Origin of the sequence: Acrocarpospora sp. B8E8, assembly GCF_039871605.1 — a bacterium.
GTDB classification, from domain to species: Bacteria; Actinomycetota; Actinomycetes; order Streptosporangiales; family Streptosporangiaceae; genus Acrocarpospora; species Acrocarpospora macrocephala.
Genome location: NZ_JBDPLV010000047.1, coordinates 77,243 through 92,841, shown reverse-complemented (window position 1 = coordinate 92,841; position 15,599 = coordinate 77,243). Strand labels below are relative to the sequence as shown.

The 15,599-nt window shown below is 68.0% G+C and carries 15 protein-coding genes; 10 read left to right on the top strand and 5 right to left on the bottom strand.

Annotated features, from left to right (window positions below; all coding sequences use genetic code 11):
• Positions 1–152 precede the first annotated feature (152 nt).
• Positions 153–1,148, top strand: coding sequence for a helix-turn-helix domain-containing protein (locus ABGB08_RS35725; RefSeq protein WP_347599809.1), 996 nt, complete (start codon positions 153–155; stop codon positions 1,146–1,148).
• 84 nt (positions 1,149–1,232) lie between these two features.
• Here the strand turns inward: ABGB08_RS35725 and ABGB08_RS35720 are convergent, their stop codons facing one another.
• Positions 1,233–1,697, bottom strand: coding sequence for a MarR family transcriptional regulator (locus ABGB08_RS35720; protein ID WP_347599806.1), 465 nt, complete (start codon positions 1,695–1,697; stop codon positions 1,233–1,235).
• A 191-nt stretch (positions 1,698–1,888) separates the two neighbouring features.
• On the opposite strand from ABGB08_RS35720, the gene ABGB08_RS35715 reads away from it, so the two are divergent.
• The 6 genes from ABGB08_RS35715 (at position 1,889) to ABGB08_RS35690 (ending at position 8,454) form a co-directional block, all read left to right on the top strand.
• A complete protein-coding gene (locus ABGB08_RS35715) occupies positions 1,889–2,743 on the top strand; it encodes an SDR family NAD(P)-dependent oxidoreductase (RefSeq protein ID WP_347599803.1) in 855 nt (284 codons plus the stop codon).
• Between the two features lie 306 nt (positions 2,744–3,049).
• Positions 3,050–4,543, top strand: coding sequence for a hypothetical protein (locus ABGB08_RS35710; RefSeq protein WP_347599800.1), 1,494 nt, complete (start codon positions 3,050–3,052; stop codon positions 4,541–4,543).
• A 376-nt stretch (positions 4,544–4,919) separates the two neighbouring features.
• The gene (locus ABGB08_RS35705) at positions 4,920–7,118 is read left to right on the top strand and encodes a nitrate- and nitrite sensing domain-containing protein (RefSeq protein WP_347599797.1); all 2,199 of its coding nucleotides are present in this window, start codon (positions 4,920–4,922) and stop codon (positions 7,116–7,118) included.
• Positions 7,099–7,524 (top strand): roadblock/LC7 domain-containing protein, encoded by a 426-nt coding sequence (locus ABGB08_RS35700; RefSeq protein WP_155357987.1) that lies wholly within the window; start codon positions 7,099–7,101, stop codon positions 7,522–7,524. The genes ABGB08_RS35705 and ABGB08_RS35700 overlap by 20 nt, the downstream gene beginning before the upstream one ends.
• Positions 7,521–7,871, top strand: coding sequence for a DUF742 domain-containing protein (locus ABGB08_RS35695; protein ID WP_347599794.1), 351 nt, complete (start codon positions 7,521–7,523; stop codon positions 7,869–7,871). The genes ABGB08_RS35700 and ABGB08_RS35695 overlap by 4 nt, the downstream gene beginning before the upstream one ends.
• The gene (locus ABGB08_RS35690) at positions 7,852–8,454 is read left to right on the top strand and encodes an ATP/GTP-binding protein (RefSeq protein ID WP_347599791.1); all 603 of its coding nucleotides are present in this window, start codon (positions 7,852–7,854) and stop codon (positions 8,452–8,454) included. The genes ABGB08_RS35695 and ABGB08_RS35690 overlap by 20 nt, the downstream gene beginning before the upstream one ends.
• An 8-nt stretch (positions 8,455–8,462) precedes the next feature.
• Here the strand turns inward: ABGB08_RS35690 and ABGB08_RS35685 are convergent, their stop codons facing one another.
• Positions 8,463–9,554 (bottom strand): alpha-L-fucosidase, encoded by a 1,092-nt coding sequence (locus tag ABGB08_RS35685; protein WP_347599821.1) that lies wholly within the window; start codon positions 9,552–9,554, stop codon positions 8,463–8,465.
• A gap of 363 nt (positions 9,555–9,917) precedes the next feature.
• Between ABGB08_RS35685 and ABGB08_RS35680 the strand changes: the two genes are divergently transcribed.
• Complete coding sequence (locus tag ABGB08_RS35680) at positions 9,918–10,202, top strand: SAM-dependent methyltransferase (RefSeq protein WP_347599788.1); 285 nt, start codon at positions 9,918–9,920, stop codon at positions 10,200–10,202.
• A gap of 2 nt (positions 10,203–10,204) precedes the next feature.
• On the opposite strand, the gene ABGB08_RS35675 is transcribed toward ABGB08_RS35680, so the two are convergent.
• Positions 10,205–10,399 carry a hypothetical protein gene (locus ABGB08_RS35675; protein ID WP_347599785.1) on the bottom strand — a complete coding sequence of 65 codons (195 nt, stop codon included), beginning with the start codon at positions 10,397–10,399 and terminating at the stop codon, positions 10,205–10,207.
• 301 nt (positions 10,400–10,700) lie between these two features.
• Here ABGB08_RS35675 and ABGB08_RS35670 point away from each other — a divergent pair, with 301 nt between their 5' ends.
• Positions 10,701–11,891 carry a cytochrome P450 gene (locus tag ABGB08_RS35670; RefSeq protein WP_347599782.1) on the top strand — a complete coding sequence of 397 codons (1,191 nt, stop codon included), beginning with the start codon at positions 10,701–10,703 and terminating at the stop codon, positions 11,889–11,891.
• Between the two features lie 390 nt (positions 11,892–12,281).
• Positions 12,282–12,560: a hypothetical protein gene (locus ABGB08_RS35665; protein WP_347599779.1), complete on the top strand. Its 279-nt coding sequence runs from the start codon at positions 12,282–12,284 to the stop codon at positions 12,558–12,560.
• 155 nt (positions 12,561–12,715) lie between these two features.
• Here the strand turns inward: ABGB08_RS35665 and ABGB08_RS35660 are convergent, their stop codons facing one another.
• Entirely contained in the window at positions 12,716–14,533 is a 1,818-nt protein-coding gene (locus ABGB08_RS35660) for a discoidin domain-containing protein (protein WP_347599776.1), read from the bottom strand.
• Positions 14,534–14,595: 62 nt separating this feature from the next.
• Complete coding sequence (locus tag ABGB08_RS35655) at positions 14,596–15,582, bottom strand: substrate-binding domain-containing protein (RefSeq protein ID WP_347599773.1); 987 nt, start codon at positions 15,580–15,582, stop codon at positions 14,596–14,598.
• Positions 15,583–15,599: the final 17 nt, after the last annotated feature.

The window sequence follows — 15,599 nt, the reverse complement described above, 5'->3', positions numbered from 1 at the left end:
CTCGGGCCGCCGAACTGCGCTGGTTGTCTCACGAGGCTCAGGAACTACCGGCTCGGACTGCCACGATCAACAAGCCGCGCCGAAGATGCCCCAATCATCCCCACCTACGGAAAACGGGCCTAGCCGCACCTGGCGGGCTGAGGCAGGATGGCATGGTGAGAGAGCTTGCCGGCAGGCTGGCCGCGCTCGACCCGGACGCCAGCGCCGCGGTCCAGGTCATCGCCTACTTCGACCGCCTGGTGGCGACCAGGGCCGGGCTGGAGGCGATCGTCCGGGGAGCGGCGGTGCTGGCGGGCTGCCCGGCCCGCCTCATCGATCCCGATCACCGGGTGAACGTGCGCGTCCTGGGCGACGGGCGACGGGAAGACGCCGCGGCGCCGCCCGATCCCGCCTGGCTGCACGCGCCGCTGGGGTACGAGCACGCCGTACTGTGGCTGGAGCGTCCTGGACCCGCCGGGGCGGTCGACCTGATGGTCCTCGAACGGGCCACCGGCGTCGCCCGCGACGCCCTGGAGCGCACCCGCGGCCGGGCCCCATCGGCCAGCGATCCCGCCTTGGTCGAACTTCTCCTCGACCCGGCCGCCACCGAGGCCGACCGCCTGCACGCGGCTCGCCGGCTCCGCCTCCCCGAGACCGGCGTCTGGGCCGTGGCCATCGCGGGCGTCCCACCCACGATCGAACACACCGGCACGCGCGGGCGCATCGACGAGCGGCGGGCGGGAGTGGGGACTATCGGGCGCTTGACTGACCTTCCCGCCTCGTGGGTCGCGGCCAAGACCGCGCTGCGGTTCGCGGCCGAAGGAGACGAGCAGGATCCAGGCCCCAGGGTCGTACGAGCCGACGAGCTGGGCGGCCTTATGGTCCTGGCCGCCGCGCTGGGCGCCGACAGCGAGCCGGTGCCCGACGTCCGAGCCCTCGACCACGCGGGCACCGCGGCACCCTGGATGCTGGCCACCCTGTACGCCGCCGCGTCGGAACCAAGCCTGCGCACGGCCGCCACCGCCCTGACCCTGCACCACTCGACTCTCCAGGATCGCCTCACCCGGGCGGAACACCTACTCGGCTGGAACGTCCGCGACCCGCAGGGCCGTCTCCGCCTGCAACTCGCGTTCGCCCTGAGACGCCTGCACCGGCATCCCCCTACGTGACACCGGGCCGCCGCGTCACCATGATGGCGCTTGATCTTCGAGTGGTCGCCGGAGATGAGGATGGCCGTGCCTGGGAAGCGGATATTACGTGGGCTGGTCGGACGTGAGACGTCCGAGCAGTTCGATGAGGCAGGTGAGGTCGTCTTCGGACCAGTCCTGGGTGCGGGCGTAGAACTCCTTGCCCCGTTCCTCCAGAGTCGCCGCGACCCGCCGGCGGCCGTGCTCGCTGAGCCCGACGAGGATGCTGCGCCGGTCGTCGGGGGCGGGTGAGCTGTCCAGCAGGCCGAGCGATCGCATCTTGCCGATCAGGGTGCTGGTGGAGCTGCGGTCCATGCTGACGGCTTCGGCGATGGCGCTGGGCCGCGCGGGCCCGAAGGCGTACAGCCAGCGCGCGATGTGGAACGCGGCCGGTTGCAGGTCGGCGTGAAAGTGCGCGGCGCTGCGCTCGCTCAGCGCGCGGGTCGCGCTCAGCAGGGCGTTGATCCGCTCGCCCAGCGCCAGTTCGAGCTCGTGCCGGCTGTTCTCACCGCCCCCAGAAGTAGTTTGCATATCTAAACTATAGTCCCCTACGATGATGGGCATATGCAAACTACTTTGGAAGGCCGCTCATGGTCACAGGAAGCCGGGTTCGAGCCCGCAAGGGGGTGTCGCTGCCGGCGGTCACTCAGCCGCGGCAGACCGCGTCCGAACGCCCGCTTCGCACCGAATGACCCGTCACCACGACCTTGGACAGGACCGTCATGCAGCCCGTCATCGTCATCACCGGCGCCACCAGCGGCCTGGGCCGCCTGGCCGCCCTCGACCTCGCCCGGCGGGGCGCTCACCTCGCGATCACCGCCCGCGACCCGGACAAGGCCGAACAGACCCGGGATCAACTCCGCGCCCACGCCCCTCAAGCGGAGATCGACGTGTTCCTGGCGGACTTCACCCGCCTGACCGACGTGCGGCGCATCGGCCGCGAGATCGCCGACCGGTACGACCACATCGATGTGCTCATCAACAACGCCGGCATCCACGCCTTCACACCCCGCACCACGCCTGAGGGCCACCCCGAGATGATCACCGTCAACTACCTCGCCCCCTGGCTCCTCACCCGCGAACTCCTGCCGGCCCTGCGCCGGGCCCCGGCCGCCAGGATCGTCAACGTCGCCTCCCAAGCCTCCCGCCGCCACGGCACCCTCCGGCTCCCGCAGGACCTGACCGAGACGGTCCCGTTCACCGCACGCGGATCATCGCAGCACTACGGCAAGACCAAGCTGCTCGACATCATGTTCACCCTCGAACTGGCCCGGCGCCTGGCCGGCACCACCGTCACCACCAACTGCCTGGATCCCGGCTTCAACACCACCGGCCTGGGCCGCGAGCTCCGCTTCGCCGCCACCCTGGAAAAGATCCTCACCCGGCTGTCGATCGGCGACCCCGCCCGCGGCGCCGGCCTGATCGTCACCCTCGCGACCGACCCCGCCTTCACCGGCCGCACCGGCGGCTACTACACCGTCCGCAAACACCGCCAGATCCTGCCCACCCCACCGGGCGACGACCCCGAACTCCAGACCCGGCTGTGGCGCGAAACCGAACGACTCCTCAACGGCTGAACCCGACGCCTTCGCTTTGCGTGACAACTTCTGTTATCTGGCAAGAATGCTTCCGAGGACCTGTGCCAGCTAGGGACGGCCCGTCCGGTGCGGGCGCTTCGATTCTCGGCCATCTGGCGACCTTGGCGGACTACACCGAGATCGCGCAACTCGCTGACCAGCGCTGGCGAAATGCATCTGCCCATCTCAAGAGCAACTTCGTTGGATTCGCGGCCGTTGCTCAGGTGAGCCCACCAAGGCTCACAGGCGTAAGCCCGTGGATCATCTGTCGAGTGCATCGAGGAAGACGTCAGGCAGGATGTTCCGGTGGACCCTGTCCTGTGCGGGCTCGCCGCCAACCCAGCCCTGCCCGTTGAGCTGGTCGATCGGCTGATCGCGGTCGCGGACGAGTACATCGCCGCGGATCTGGCTGATCGCGAGGGCCTCAGTCGTGCGCAGGCGGTCACGCTGGCCTCGCGCGTTGAGGAGACCGTTGTCACGCTCGTGGGCCGGGGCTTGCTGACGGCCGACGACATCGATCCCGTGGCCCAGCCGCTCGCCGCGCTTGCCCTGCTCGCCGAGGGCACCGGCCGCCCTGAGTGGGCACGCCTGTTCGCTGCGGATCCGGACGCTGAGCGCCGGGAGAAGCTGGCGGCCTGCCCAGGCCTTCCGCCCGATGTGATGGAGACGCTCGCCGCCGACTCGAACGTACGGGTCGTCGCGGAACTCGGGTTGTGGACGACGGCGGACATGGCCGTCCGGCTCGCGGGGCATCCGCACGCTGAGGTCCGCCGTGCGGTGGCGGCCAACGAGGCGACGCCACCGGCCGTGCTGGCCGCGCTGATCACCGGCGAAGGGCTGCCGGCAGCGCGATGGTGTCTGGTCTGTGACGGCGAAGAGACGCCGTCCCCCGATCTGTGGGAGCCCTCCTGCGACGGCTCCCACGAGTCCACCGTTGACCAGACTCGCCAGGCCGCGCTGTGGAACCCGGCCACGCCCGCCGAAGCCGTCATCGGCTTCGCCGACGATCCTTCGATGCAGCTGCGCTGGCCTCTGGCCATCCGCCCCGACCTGCCTCCAGAAACATATGAACGACTCGCCGATAGCCCGGAGCCCGTTGTCCGCGCCGCCCTCGCCGAGAATCCCGCCATTCCTGACCACCTGGTACGCGCGCTGGCCACCGACCCGAGCCTCGACGTGCGGCGCAACCTAGCAGCCAATCCTCACGTGCCGTTGGAGGTGCTCACCTCTTTGGCCGGTGCCGCCAAGGTCGCCCAGACCCTGTTGCCGCGGATCGCGGCCGCCTCTCCCGCCGAGGTCGGAGAACTGGCCAATTCGCCGGATCCGGCCGTACGGATGCTCGTGGCCCAACGACGCGATCTGCCGGCCGAGATCCGCGACATGCTCGCCGCCGACGCAGACGCGAAGGTGCTCAAGTCCATCGCCCCGCACCCGGGCCTGTCGGAAGCCCAACTGCGCGCCATGGCCGACCGGCACGGCGTGCGGGTCCTCGCCAAGGTGGCCACGAACCCGGACGCTTCACCGGCATTGCTGGAGACCCTGACCCAGCACCAACCGCCGGTTCAGAAGGTGTTCCGCGAGGTTGCCCAGCACTCCAACGCCACGGCCACGGCGTTACTGGCCTGCCTGCGTGACCACCAGGCCAGGCGCATAGCCGCCGGCCATCCGTCACTGCCGTCCCAGACCATCACCGACCTGCTCGCCGACGAGGACTGGCAGGTGGCGGAGTCGGCGGCCGCCAACCCGTCACTGCCGCTTGCGTCAATGTCGAAGCTTGTGGTCCACCAAACAGGACATTGAAGGCAAGCCAGACGATGCAGCAGGCCGCTGCCGTCGTAGGGGATGCGGACCGAGCGCAGACAATTCAGGAACTGCATGCAATGCCCCGGCGGCCTCATCACGTCCTGACCAGGTGCGTTGTGAGTGTGCGCCGCCGCGCCATCCGGCCTGCGCGATTTCTCGGCCGAATTCTTCTGAATTGCCGCTTGAAGTCCGTACGTCCCGTGGGCATAGTGGTGCAACCACCGGCGTATTACGCGGTGGTATGTGTTCTTGGGGGCGAGCCAAGATCATAGTCGGTAGCGCACTTTATGCGCGGAATGGGACGTGAAGGTTGAGCTCGCCGCCGCCGATTCGGTCCAAGCTTCTCAGAATCCTGTTGATCCCCCTGATCTCAATGATCGCTCTGTGGGGATTCATCGCCTACTCCAGCGTCCAGGAGATCGTCGAAATCTCCCAGAGCCAGGACCGCTGGGAGGCCATCGGCTCGCCGGTGCTGCAGTTGATCGTCGAGCTTCAGCGGGAGCGCCAGCTCTCCGCCGAGGCGGTCGGCGGCACCGGTGCCGACCAGCCCTTGGCGGATCAGCGCCGGGTCACCGACAGCAGGGTGGCGCGGCTGCGCGAGGCGATCGGGTCGGTGGACTCGGTTCCTCAGACCGGGACCCCCGCCGCGGTGCGCGCTCTGGTGGAGGCCCTGGACGGGCTGAATGACCTGCGCGCGTCCGCCGACAACGGCAGGCTCACCCCTCCGCTCAAGGTCATCGACGCGTACGACGACCTGATCGGCGTCGCCAACCGGCAGTTCAGCGATCGTGACGCGCTGAGTGACGTGTCGTCGTACCGCGCGGTGCGTGGCATGTCCGCCTACAGCGCCACCGCCGAATACCTGGGCAGGGAGCACGCCGTGCTGACCAGCACGATCGTGCACCAGAAGATGACCCCCACCGATCGCGCCGCGTTCGTGGCCGCGATGACCAGCCGCAGGCTCGTCTTCGCCAACGCCGACCGGGACATGGGCCCCGACTTGAGGGAGCGCTACCAGGATCTCCTGAACGGCGGCCCGTACAAGCGGCTCGTGGACGTGGAGGACAGGCTCTTCGTGTGGGACACCAACGGCGCGCCGCCGGTGGATCCCGCCGAGTGGAAGAGCGACACGGAGACGATCCTCAACACGATCAACCAGGACACCTCGCAGGAGCTGGGCCGGGCCGCGGCGGAGCAGCAGGCGGCCAAGACCGCGGCGTACTGGCGGATCGGCCTGGTCCTGGTGCTCGGCCTGATCGCGGTCGTCCTGTCGGTCGTGCTGTCCTACCGGTTCGGCCGGCTGCTGATCAACGAGCTCAAGCGGCTCCAGGCCTCGGCCGTGGAACTCGCCGAGGAGCGCCTGCCCCGGCTGGTCGAGCGGCTGCGCCGGGGCGACGACGTGGACCCGGCCACCGAGGCCCCGGACCCGGCCCCCGCCGACACCGCCGAATTCGACCGGGTCGTGCGGGCGTTCTCGGCCGTACGGCGCACCGCCCTGGAGGCCGCCGTCGGCCAGGCGACCCTCCGCAAGGGTGTCGGCCAGGTGTTCCTCAACCTCGCCAGGCGCAACCAGGCGCTGCTGCACAGCCAGCTCAGCCTGCTCGACATCATGGAGCGCCGCGTCGAGGAGCCGGAGATCCTGGAGGATCTCTTCAAACTCGACCACCTCACCACCCGGATGCGGCGGCACGCGGAGAACCTGATCATCCTGTCCGGCTCCGCCCCGGCCCGGAGGTGGCGCGACCCGGTGCCGCTCTACGACGTCGTACGCAGCGCGGTGATCGAGGTCAAGGACTACACCCGCGTCATCGTGGCACCCATGCCGAACGCCCCGGCGCTGGTGGGCGCGGCGGTCACCGACGTGATCCACCTGGTGGCCGAGCTGGTGGAGAACGCCGCGGTCTTCTCGCCCCCCGAGACCACCATCCACATCCGGAGCGCGGTGGCCGCGAACGGTTTCGGGCTGGAGGTCGAGGACCGGGGCCTGGGGCTCAGCCCGGCCACCCTTGAGCGGGTCAACGCGCGGCTCGCCGAACCGCCGGAGTTCGACCTGGCCGACAGCGACCGGCTCGGCCTCTTCGTGGTGTCCAGGCTCGCCGCCCGGCACGGCATCAAGATCGCGCTCCGGCCCTCGCCGTACGGCGGCACCACCGCGATCGTGCTGCTGCCGTCGAGCCTGCTCGCCGCCGCGGAGGCGCAGGCTCATCCGATGTACGCCAAACTGGCCGGCCCCACGCGAGCACTGAGCGCGATGCCCGACACCTGGTCCCAGGGGACGCCGGACTGGTTCGCGGCCGAGCGGCAGGAAGTCCCGGCGCGCAGGACCCCGTCCGTGCCGGACGACGACCTGGACGGATTGCCGATGCGGGTCCCCCTGGCCAACCTGGCCCCGCAGCTTCGCGGCGCGCCGTCCCAGGAACAGCAGGACGTCTCTGTGAGATCTCCGGAAGAGCTTCGGAAACTCATGTCGTCGATGCAACGCGGCTGGCAGCAGGGCCGTACCCAGGTCGAACAGGGACACGACACGTGGAATAGAAAGGACGGTCATCCCGATGCACAACCCTGGAGCTGAACTGAAGTGGCTGCTCGACGACCTCACTCAGCGTGTCCCCGACATCCGGCACGCCATCGTCCTGTCCGCCGACGGTCTGGCCATGGGCGGCTCGCGGGAGCTGACCCGGGAGGACGTCGAGCACCTTTCCGCCATCTCCGCGGGAAGCCACAGCCTCGCGCAGGGCGCCGGACGGCACTTCGGTCTCGGCGGCGTACGGCAGACCATCATCGAGATGGAGGGCGGCTTCCTGCTCGTCACCGGGGCCGGCCAGGGCGCCAGGCTGGCCGTGCTGGCGGCGGGCGAAGCCGAGCTCGGCATGGTCACCTACGAGATGGCGCTGCTGGTCAAGCGAGTCGGCGAGCACCTGTCCACGCAGCCGAGGGGGACGGCTCCGGCACCCGCCTGGAACGGCCAGAAGCCGTGACAGGCCAGGACCCCGGGCCGCTGATCAGGCTCTTCGGCCTGACCGGCGGCCGCGCGCGCCCGCCGGGCGAGGCCTTCGACCTGGTGGCCATCGTCACGACCGTCAGCGTGGCCACCGAGCGGGCGGACCTGATGCTGGAGCATCTCACCGTCCTGTCGTTGTGCCGCAAGCCCTGCCCGGTGGCGGACGTCGCGGCGCACCTCAAGCTGCCGCTCAACATCACCCGCGTGATTCTCGGCGATCTGCGCCGCGAAGGCCTGGTGACCATCGACAGGCCGCGTCCGGTGGCACAGACGATCGACGAACGCATCTACAGGGAAGTGCTGAATGGGCTACGCCGCCTCTGAGCCCGGCGCGACCGAGGTCGCCTCGGCGCTGGCCATCAAGATCCTCATCGCCGGCGGCTTCGGCGTCGGCAAGACCACCATGGTCGGCACGATCAGCGAGATCCGCCCGCTGCACACCGAGGAACTGCTGAGCGAACGCGGCATCGGCGTGGACGACACCTCAGGCGTGGAATCCAAAACCACCACGACCGTGGCGCTCGACTTCGGTCGCATCACCATCCGCGAAGGCCTGTGGCTCTACTTGTTCGGCACACCCGGGCAAGACCGGTTCTGGTTCATGTGGGACGAACTGTCCATCGGCGCCCTCGGCGCGGTCGTCCTCGCCGACACCCGCCGCCTCCAGGAGTGCTTCGCCGCCATCGACTACTTCGAGCAGCGCGGCATCCCGTTCCTGGTCGCGGTCAACTGCTTCGACGGCGCCCGCCGCCACGAACCCGGCACGGTACGGCGAGCGCTCGGCCTGGGCGACGCCACCCCGATCGTGCTCTGCGACGTACGCGACCGCGAGTCGGTCAAAGACGTGCTGACCACGCTGGTCATGTACGCGGTGGAGGGCGTCTTCAAAGCCTCCCGCCCCGCCTGACCGAACCGTCATCGAAGTCGCGGCGTGCTGCTGGGGATAGCAGGAGTCCCGCGACCACGATGAAGATCATTATGACGAGCGCCGGCCCAGGCGTTGACGATCAGGTAGAGCTTGTTGCCTTTACGCGTGACGCGGCCCCAGGCCGGCTGGCCGACCAGGCCCGTGTGGCTGGCGCCGGTGATGGCGGCGCCGTTGGCGGTCATCCAGGTACCGATGCCGCGCAGGGGATCGGCCTGCCCGGCGGTGACCGCCCCGGTGTCGGTGGGGCCGATGTTGAGCAGGAAGTTGGCGCCGTTGCTGGTCAGGGTCGCCAGGTCGCGCACCATCGTGGTCGCCGACTTGAAGGCGGTGTCCCAGGCGGCGTACCCCCACGTGTTGTTGATCGTCATGCAGGATTCCTGCAGCTGAATCGACGGCGGGGAACCGGCGAGCGCCTGCTCGGGGGTGCCGAAGTCGCCGTCGACAGAGCGGCGCTTGACCACTCGGTTGTTGATGACGACCTGCGGCGAGATGCCACGGACGAACCGCTCCAGATCCTCGCCGTTCTGCGCCGACCACGGGTTGGTGGGGTTGCTTTCGCTCCATTCGCCGTCGAACCAGAGCACCGCGGGGTCGTAACCGGTCACCAGCTCCTGGAGCTGCGCCTTCATCCTGGTGACGTAGACCGGGAGATTCGCGACGAAGTCCGGGTCGTGCCAGTCCCAGATCGAGTAGTAGAAGCCGAGCTTGATGCCGTTGGCGGTCGCGGCGGTCTTGAGCTCGCGCAGGATGTCGCGGGAGAAGCCGGAGTGGTCGCGGAGGTTCCACCGGTTGACGCTGGTGGGCCACATGGCGAATCCGTCGTGGTGCTTGGCGGTGATGATGATGTACTTCTGACCGGCCTGCTTGGCCAGCTGCACGATGGCGTTGGCGTCGAACGAGACGGGGTTGAAAGTGGCGGCCTTGGCCTCGTACTCGCTCCACGGGATGGTGCACTGCCGTTTGATCCACTCGGCGTCGCGGCACGTGCCGTATTGGCCCTTGAAAGCGGAATACGCGCCGAAATGGATGAACATGCCGAAGCGCGCCTCATCGAACCGGCGGGTGCGTGGTGAGCTCAGCGCGTCATCGGTGACGTTGTTGTCGCCGCGGCGCGGCGACAGCCGGTGCGGGTGACAGGACGACCGTCGCCGTCAGCGCGACGAGCAGGGACAGGGCTGCTCGTAGGGATCTTGATCGCATGGGGTCCTCTCTGGTGCCTGGATGCGATCAGCTCGCCGCTGCGTGCACGCCGCTACAGGCGGCAGCGAACCGGACGGAATGTGCGGTTGCCACATTGATCTCCCGAAACATCCGACCTGTCAAATGCGAAATCGGGGTTGTTGGGGACGCAGGTAGGTACCTATCCTCGGCTGATTCGGTCATAAGCTGACGTTGATCATGATTATATCGAGGGAATACATTGGATGTCTTAGCGACGACCTTTGAAGACGCGCCCTAGCGGTCCCGACGAGCTGTACCTTGTCATTAATCACGCCACCGCCGACGCCAGGCCGGACAACGCTGGTGGCGCCGCAGAGGTCTACAAGAACACCAAATATCCGGCCCTACACCGCACGCGCCATCAAATCGAACGCTTCTTTGACGGCGTACACCTTATCGACCCCGGCCTGGTGTTCGTTTCCGAATGGCGGCCCGACCCCAAAACCGACATCACTCCGGAGGAGGTCTGGATACTCGGCGGCGTAGGCCGAAAGCCGACTGCGTAGCATCACCGGAACGCGCCCCGCAGCCATCCGCGCCTCGGCGAGGCCCTCCGGGCGGAGTGGGCGGACGTCAGGTCATCGCGAGTGGACTGGGCGTCAGCGCGCACCCCCGCGATCTCTTCCCGCGCGTCGAACTGGGCCTGCCCGGCCGCAGCCATCTGGTCCTGGGCGGTGCCACCGCCTCCTGCGGCGCGGCCCATGCCGCATCCTGCTTCCACTGCGGCGTCGCGTTCGCGGCCGACGGCGGCGGCCGAGTACTGGGCGCCATAGTGGTAACCAGTCCCTCTCTTCCCACGGACCGCAGGCAGTGCTGCCTCTTCACGCCGTACCGCTTTGGCCTGGTCAGGTCAAGTAGTCCATACCATGGTGCGGCGGCGTTACCATCTGGCTCCCGCCCGAACCGGAGGACCGCGGAGTCGGCGGAAGCCTCTGTGCACTTTCCAGCGAGAAGAGCACCATATGTCGTCCTCGTCCGTTCCCAGGTGTCCGGTTCTCGATCCCATGGCCCGTGCGATGCACGCGGAGGCCGCCACGTTACGCGCTCAGGGGCCGGCGGTGCTCGTCGAGCTTCCAGGGCCCGTCTACGCCTGGTCGGTCACCCGGCACAGCGTCATCCAGGCGTTGACCGGTGACCCCCGCGTCTCGCGTGATCCCCACCGGCACTGGCCCGGTCTGGCCGACGTGCCCGAGGGCTGGCCGCTGGCCGCGGGAGTCCTGAACCGGAGCTTCCTCAACGCCTACGGCGAGGAACACCGTAGGTCCCGGCGCCGCATCGCCCCGTCGTTCTCGCCGCGGCGGGTCGAGCAGACGCGCCCGCACGTCCAGGCGACCGCGGACCGCCTGGTCGAGGCGCTCGCCGCACTGCCGCCTGGGGCGACGGCCGATGTGCGGCAGGCCCTGGCACTGCCGCTGACCATGACCGTCATCACCGACCTGTTCGGCGTTCCGGACCACCTGCGAGAGAAGCTCGCCAGCGCGATCGAGGCCACTCTGGATTGGTCGGCCGACCCGGAGCGGGCCCTGGCCGCCCAGGCCGAACTCCACAACCGGTTCACCGAGTTTCTGCGGTACAAGAGAGAGAATCCAGCCGCCGACCTGACCAGCGACCTGCTCCTGCCGTCCGAGCCCGACGAGGAGCCGATGCCGGAACCCGCGCTGCTCGCCACCCTCTTCGTCACGATCGGCGCGGGCTACGAAACCGCCGTCAACCTCATCACCAGCGCCGTCCAGGCCCTGCTCAACCACCCCGAGAACCTCACCCGGATCCGCGAGGGAACCATCAGCTGGGAGGACGTCATCGAGGAGACGCTGCGTGCCGAGGGCCCGGTCATGCACCTTCCGCTGCGTTACGCCATCGAGGACATCGATCTCGGCGAGGGCGTCGTCATCGGTAAGGGCGACCCGATCATCATCGGCTTCGCCGCCGCCGGGCGCGATCCGGAACTCCACCCGGACCGCCCGGACCACTTCGACCCCACACGGACCAGCAAGGAGCACCTCGCCTTCGGCCACGGACCCCACTTCTGCCTCGGCGCGCACCTCGCGCGTCTGGAGGCGGAAGTCGCCCTGACCACGCTGTTCGAGCGCCTGCCGGACCTAGCCCTCGCCCACTCCGGGGAGCGGCCCGCCCGCATGCCGTCGTTCATGCTCAACGGCCCCGTGGGCTTGGAGATCGTTCCCCATCCAGCTTGACGTCACGGAAGTCGCCGATCATGCCGCCGACTTGATCGGCGAATGGGCTCGTATCAGTACTGTGACCTGGGCTTTTACCCGCGCGGCCGAAAGGACTCGAACCCCTAACCTTCTGATCCGTAGTCAGATGCTTGGGCGTATGGCCGGAGCTTTGGTGGGTATCTGGACGGCAATGTGTAAGCGGATGGCCGGTGCTCTATGGGCAGGTGGACGCGGACTGCGTGGGCGTTTCGACGGAGCAATCCCTTACTCGGGACGCTATAGCTTCACGTATCAACCAGGATGAGCAGTCTGGGCAGTATGGCTTGAGTATTCCTACTCATCACCGGGCTCTGCTGAACGAGCAGGCTTGTGGGCATGAGATCACAACGAGGGTTGACGCGGGGAGTCGTGGCCGTGACCATTGGTGGCGCCTACGCGCTGATCGTTCTTGCCTCGGCCGTCTATCTGGTGGTCCTTCTGAACCAACCGGGTGGAGACCCCTTGGACGGGCTCGTACTGATCATCCCCACGTTGCCGACCTCGCTGCTTCTCGGCTCCGTGATCGACTCGGACAACATCGTGTTCAACGTGCTGCTGTTCACAGCTGGTGGGCTCTTTCAGGCATGGCTTCTGTGGCTGGTCATTCGCGGACGCAAGAGGGCCACGGTGCTGGCTGAATCTGGATGATCTCCGAGGACGTGCTCGCCGTCAGCTGATCATCCCGGGGAAGGCGAGCGGGACAGGACTGGGGGGCGCTGTCCCGCCCGGGCGGATCGGCGGTCAGCCGGGGTGACCACGCAGGTGGAGCAGAGGGTCGGCTCGGGACCGGCCCTCTGTTCGTGTTAGCTGGCGTAGGCCTCTAGTTCGAAGATGCGGGCGGCGGTGTCGCTGTCGTTTGTGGGGGTGATCACGTTTAGGCGTATATATCGGACGGATGCGGGCGTGAACGTGTGTGTGGTTGTACTTGCGGTGTTATTTCGTACTGTTGCCACATTCGTCCACGTTGTGCCGTTGGTGCTGAGCTGGACGTCGAAGTCCTTGGTGTTCCAGGAGGTTTTTTCGCCGCCCGCGCCCGCGTGGCGGATGACGACCTTGCCGACCGTTGTGGCGGACTGGAGGTCGACGCGGAGCCACTTGGAGGCGCCCAGGGAGCACCACTTGTCGGCCAGGCCGGCGTTGTAGGTTCCGTTGACGGCCTTGGCGGGGCCCTCGTTGGCGGCGCACTGGCTGTCGGCGGTGGCGGGCTTGTTGAGGGCGAGGTTCGTGGGTGCGCCCGTTTGCGGGACGTACAGGCGGAGGTCGGTGAGGCTGGCGCTGCCCTCGTACACGTTGGTGTAGAGGTCGCCGATCACGAAGTAGTCGGGGTAGGACGAACCGGCGGGCCACTGGTTGGGCCAGGTGGTGCTGCCGTTGGGCTCGTTCTGGACCAGGTTGGCGTTGTAGCGGCCGTCGTACTCGCCCGGAGCGGTGTTGTAGTGCCAGATGGGCGCGTTGTTGACGATGAACGGCCGGTGCATCCGGATCGTACGCTGGCCGGACCGGGCGAAGTTGCCGGTCACCTCCAGGACGTAACCGGTCGCGTCACGCTCGATGGCGAACGTGTAGAACTGGTTCGGCATCAGCTCGGGCTGAAGTTCGGCCGCCGAGGACAGCTGCTGCTCGGCCACGCCGTTGGAGCACGGGGTCATGAACCACTGCGAGTTCCCCGCCAGGCCACCAGGGCCCGGGTTCCAGTTCGGCAGTCCGCTGATCCACATGTTGACCGTGTTGAAGTTGCCGTCCCGGTAGTTGTAGTACGTGTTGTTCGCGGCGTTGCAAACCCGCCCGCCCGTTCCAGAGCCCACCCGATCCGGATGCTGGGAGAAGGAGTCCATCAGCACCTTGCGCCGGTAGTGCCAGAAGTGGTTGTTCCGCGGCGCGGGATTGGCGAAGTCCACGATCGCCATGAAGTGGAACCCGTTATACCCGTACGGCCCGGACCGGACGTCCTGCCACTCGCAGTACGGAACCGACGCGTTCCCGCTCCACCCCGGCGAACGCGACCCCTCACCCCACGGATGCTGGGTCTTGCACCCCGTATTGCTGTACCCGTTGGTCCGGTTGTTGTACGTGATCGACCCGTTCCGTTTCCCCCCGAAGTCCAGCGTCTTGAGCTTGTACTCCACGCGATACCGGTCGGGCAGCCGGTTCGTCGGCCGCAGGATCACGCCACCGGTGTGGTCGGGCACGTTCATCACCGCCACGCTCTCGGCGCCGAGCGGCTGCGTGGTGAGCGTCGGCGGATTCTCGATCACGCCGTCCTTGTTCCAGTCGCGGGCCGACAAGGAGGCGGTCAGCCAGCCGTTCTGCCCGACGGGGAACTCCTTCCGGTAGGTGTTGAAGGAGTTGAGCGCCGTCGTCCACGCGGGCCCGTAGTCGTTGCGGTACCACTGCCCGGGATCGTCCATGATCGTGTCGAACGGCTGGGCGTAGGTGTCCCGCGTCCAGGGCGCGTTCCCCGGATTCAGCGCGGAGGTGAACGTCTCGTTGTAGAGGAGGGTCCAGCCGGGGCGGGTCGGATCGTCGGCGACGGCGGAGGGGCTGGTCGCGACCGTTCCGGTGAGGAGGAGGGCGGAGGCGGCCGCGGCGATGGTCGCCCGGCGCATGAGGGTTGTCTTCATTGGTCCTTCTCAGGAAGGGAGGGCCAGGTGGCGTCGCCGTCCGCCACCGGGCCGCGGGGGGCTTAGAAGCTGCCGTCCGGGTTCATGAACTGTGCTGCGTTCTCCTTGGTGACTCGGGGGGACGGAACGACCGTGTCCTTCTCGACCTGGGCTCCGCCCAGGATCTCGACCGCCCGGTCCAGGCCCATGGCGCCGATGATGTCGGCGTCGTTGAGGCCGGTGACCAGGTAGTTGGTGCCGTCCATGATCGCCTTCAGCGCCTCGGCCTGGCCGTCCACGCCGGCGATGATGATCTGGTCGGTCTTGCCGGCGTCCGCGATCGCCCGCTGCGCGCCCAGGCACATCGCGTCGTTCTCGCAGAACACCGCCTTCAGGTCGCCGTTGGTGGCGAGCAGGCTCTCCATCACGGTGAGCCCGCCGTCCGAACCCCAGTTGCCGAAGTCCGGGGCCTCGACCAGCGTGATGTTCGACTTGGTGGACAGCACCGACTTGACGCCGTTGGTCCGGGCCGAGCCGATCGTGTTGTCCGCCGGGCCGCCCTTGATGATGCCGACCTTGCCGCCGTCGGCCAGCTTCTCGGCCAGGAACTCGCCGTTCTGCCGCCCGATGGCCTCGTTGTCGGGGCCGATCCAGCTGGTGTACTCACCGGTCTGGAACTTGCGGTCCACCAGCACGACCGGCTTGCCGGCCGCCTTGATGGAGTTGAGCACCGCGGGCGCGGACTCCAGCGGGCCGCCGGAGATGATGACCGCGTCCACGTTCTTGCTCAGCAGGTCCTCCACGTTGGAGGCGAGCTTGGCCGCGTCCCCGTTCGCGTCCGTGCTGATGATCTCGATGTTGCCCTTCTTCTGGGCCTGCGCGGCGATGGCCTTGTCCATCCCGCTGAAGTACGGCCCGCCGAGCATGAAGTTGGCGACGCCGATGGTGTATTCGCCGTCGCCGGACGCCGAAGCGGCCGGAGTGGCCGGGTCGGTTCCGGACGAGCAACCGGTGACGACCAGGGCGAGCGCGCCCGCCAGCAGCAGGCCGCTGAGCCTTCTCGTGATCATGGTGACTTTCTCCCAGG

What these genes read in the sequence shown, in the direction of transcription:
- ABGB08_RS35725 (WP_347599809.1), top strand. Translation starts at nt 153, where the DNA reads ATGGTGAGAGAGCTTGCCGGCAGGCTGGCCGCGCTCGACCCGGACGCC.
- ABGB08_RS35720 (WP_347599806.1), bottom strand. Translation starts at nt 1,697, where the DNA reads ATGCAAACTACTTCTGGGGGCGGTGAGAACAGCCGGCACGAGCTCGAA.
- ABGB08_RS35715 (WP_347599803.1), top strand. Translation starts at nt 1,889, where the DNA reads ATGCAGCCCGTCATCGTCATCACCGGCGCCACCAGCGGCCTGGGCCGC.
- ABGB08_RS35705 (WP_347599797.1), top strand. Translation starts at nt 4,920, where the DNA reads ATGATCGCTCTGTGGGGATTCATCGCCTACTCCAGCGTCCAGGAGATC.
- ABGB08_RS35700 (WP_155357987.1), top strand. Translation starts at nt 7,099, where the DNA reads ATGCACAACCCTGGAGCTGAACTGAAGTGGCTGCTCGACGACCTCACT.
- ABGB08_RS35690 (WP_347599791.1), top strand. Translation starts at nt 7,852, where the DNA reads ATGGGCTACGCCGCCTCTGAGCCCGGCGCGACCGAGGTCGCCTCGGCG.
- ABGB08_RS35675 (WP_347599785.1), bottom strand. Translation starts at nt 10,399, where the DNA reads ATGGGCCGCGCCGCAGGAGGCGGTGGCACCGCCCAGGACCAGATGGCT.
- ABGB08_RS35670 (WP_347599782.1), top strand. Translation starts at nt 10,701, where the DNA reads ATGGCCCGTGCGATGCACGCGGAGGCCGCCACGTTACGCGCTCAGGGG.
- ABGB08_RS35660 (WP_347599776.1), bottom strand. Translation starts at nt 14,533, where the DNA reads ATGAAGACAACCCTCATGCGCCGGGCGACCATCGCCGCGGCCGCCTCC.
- ABGB08_RS35655 (WP_347599773.1), bottom strand. Translation starts at nt 15,582, where the DNA reads ATGATCACGAGAAGGCTCAGCGGCCTGCTGCTGGCGGGCGCGCTCGCC.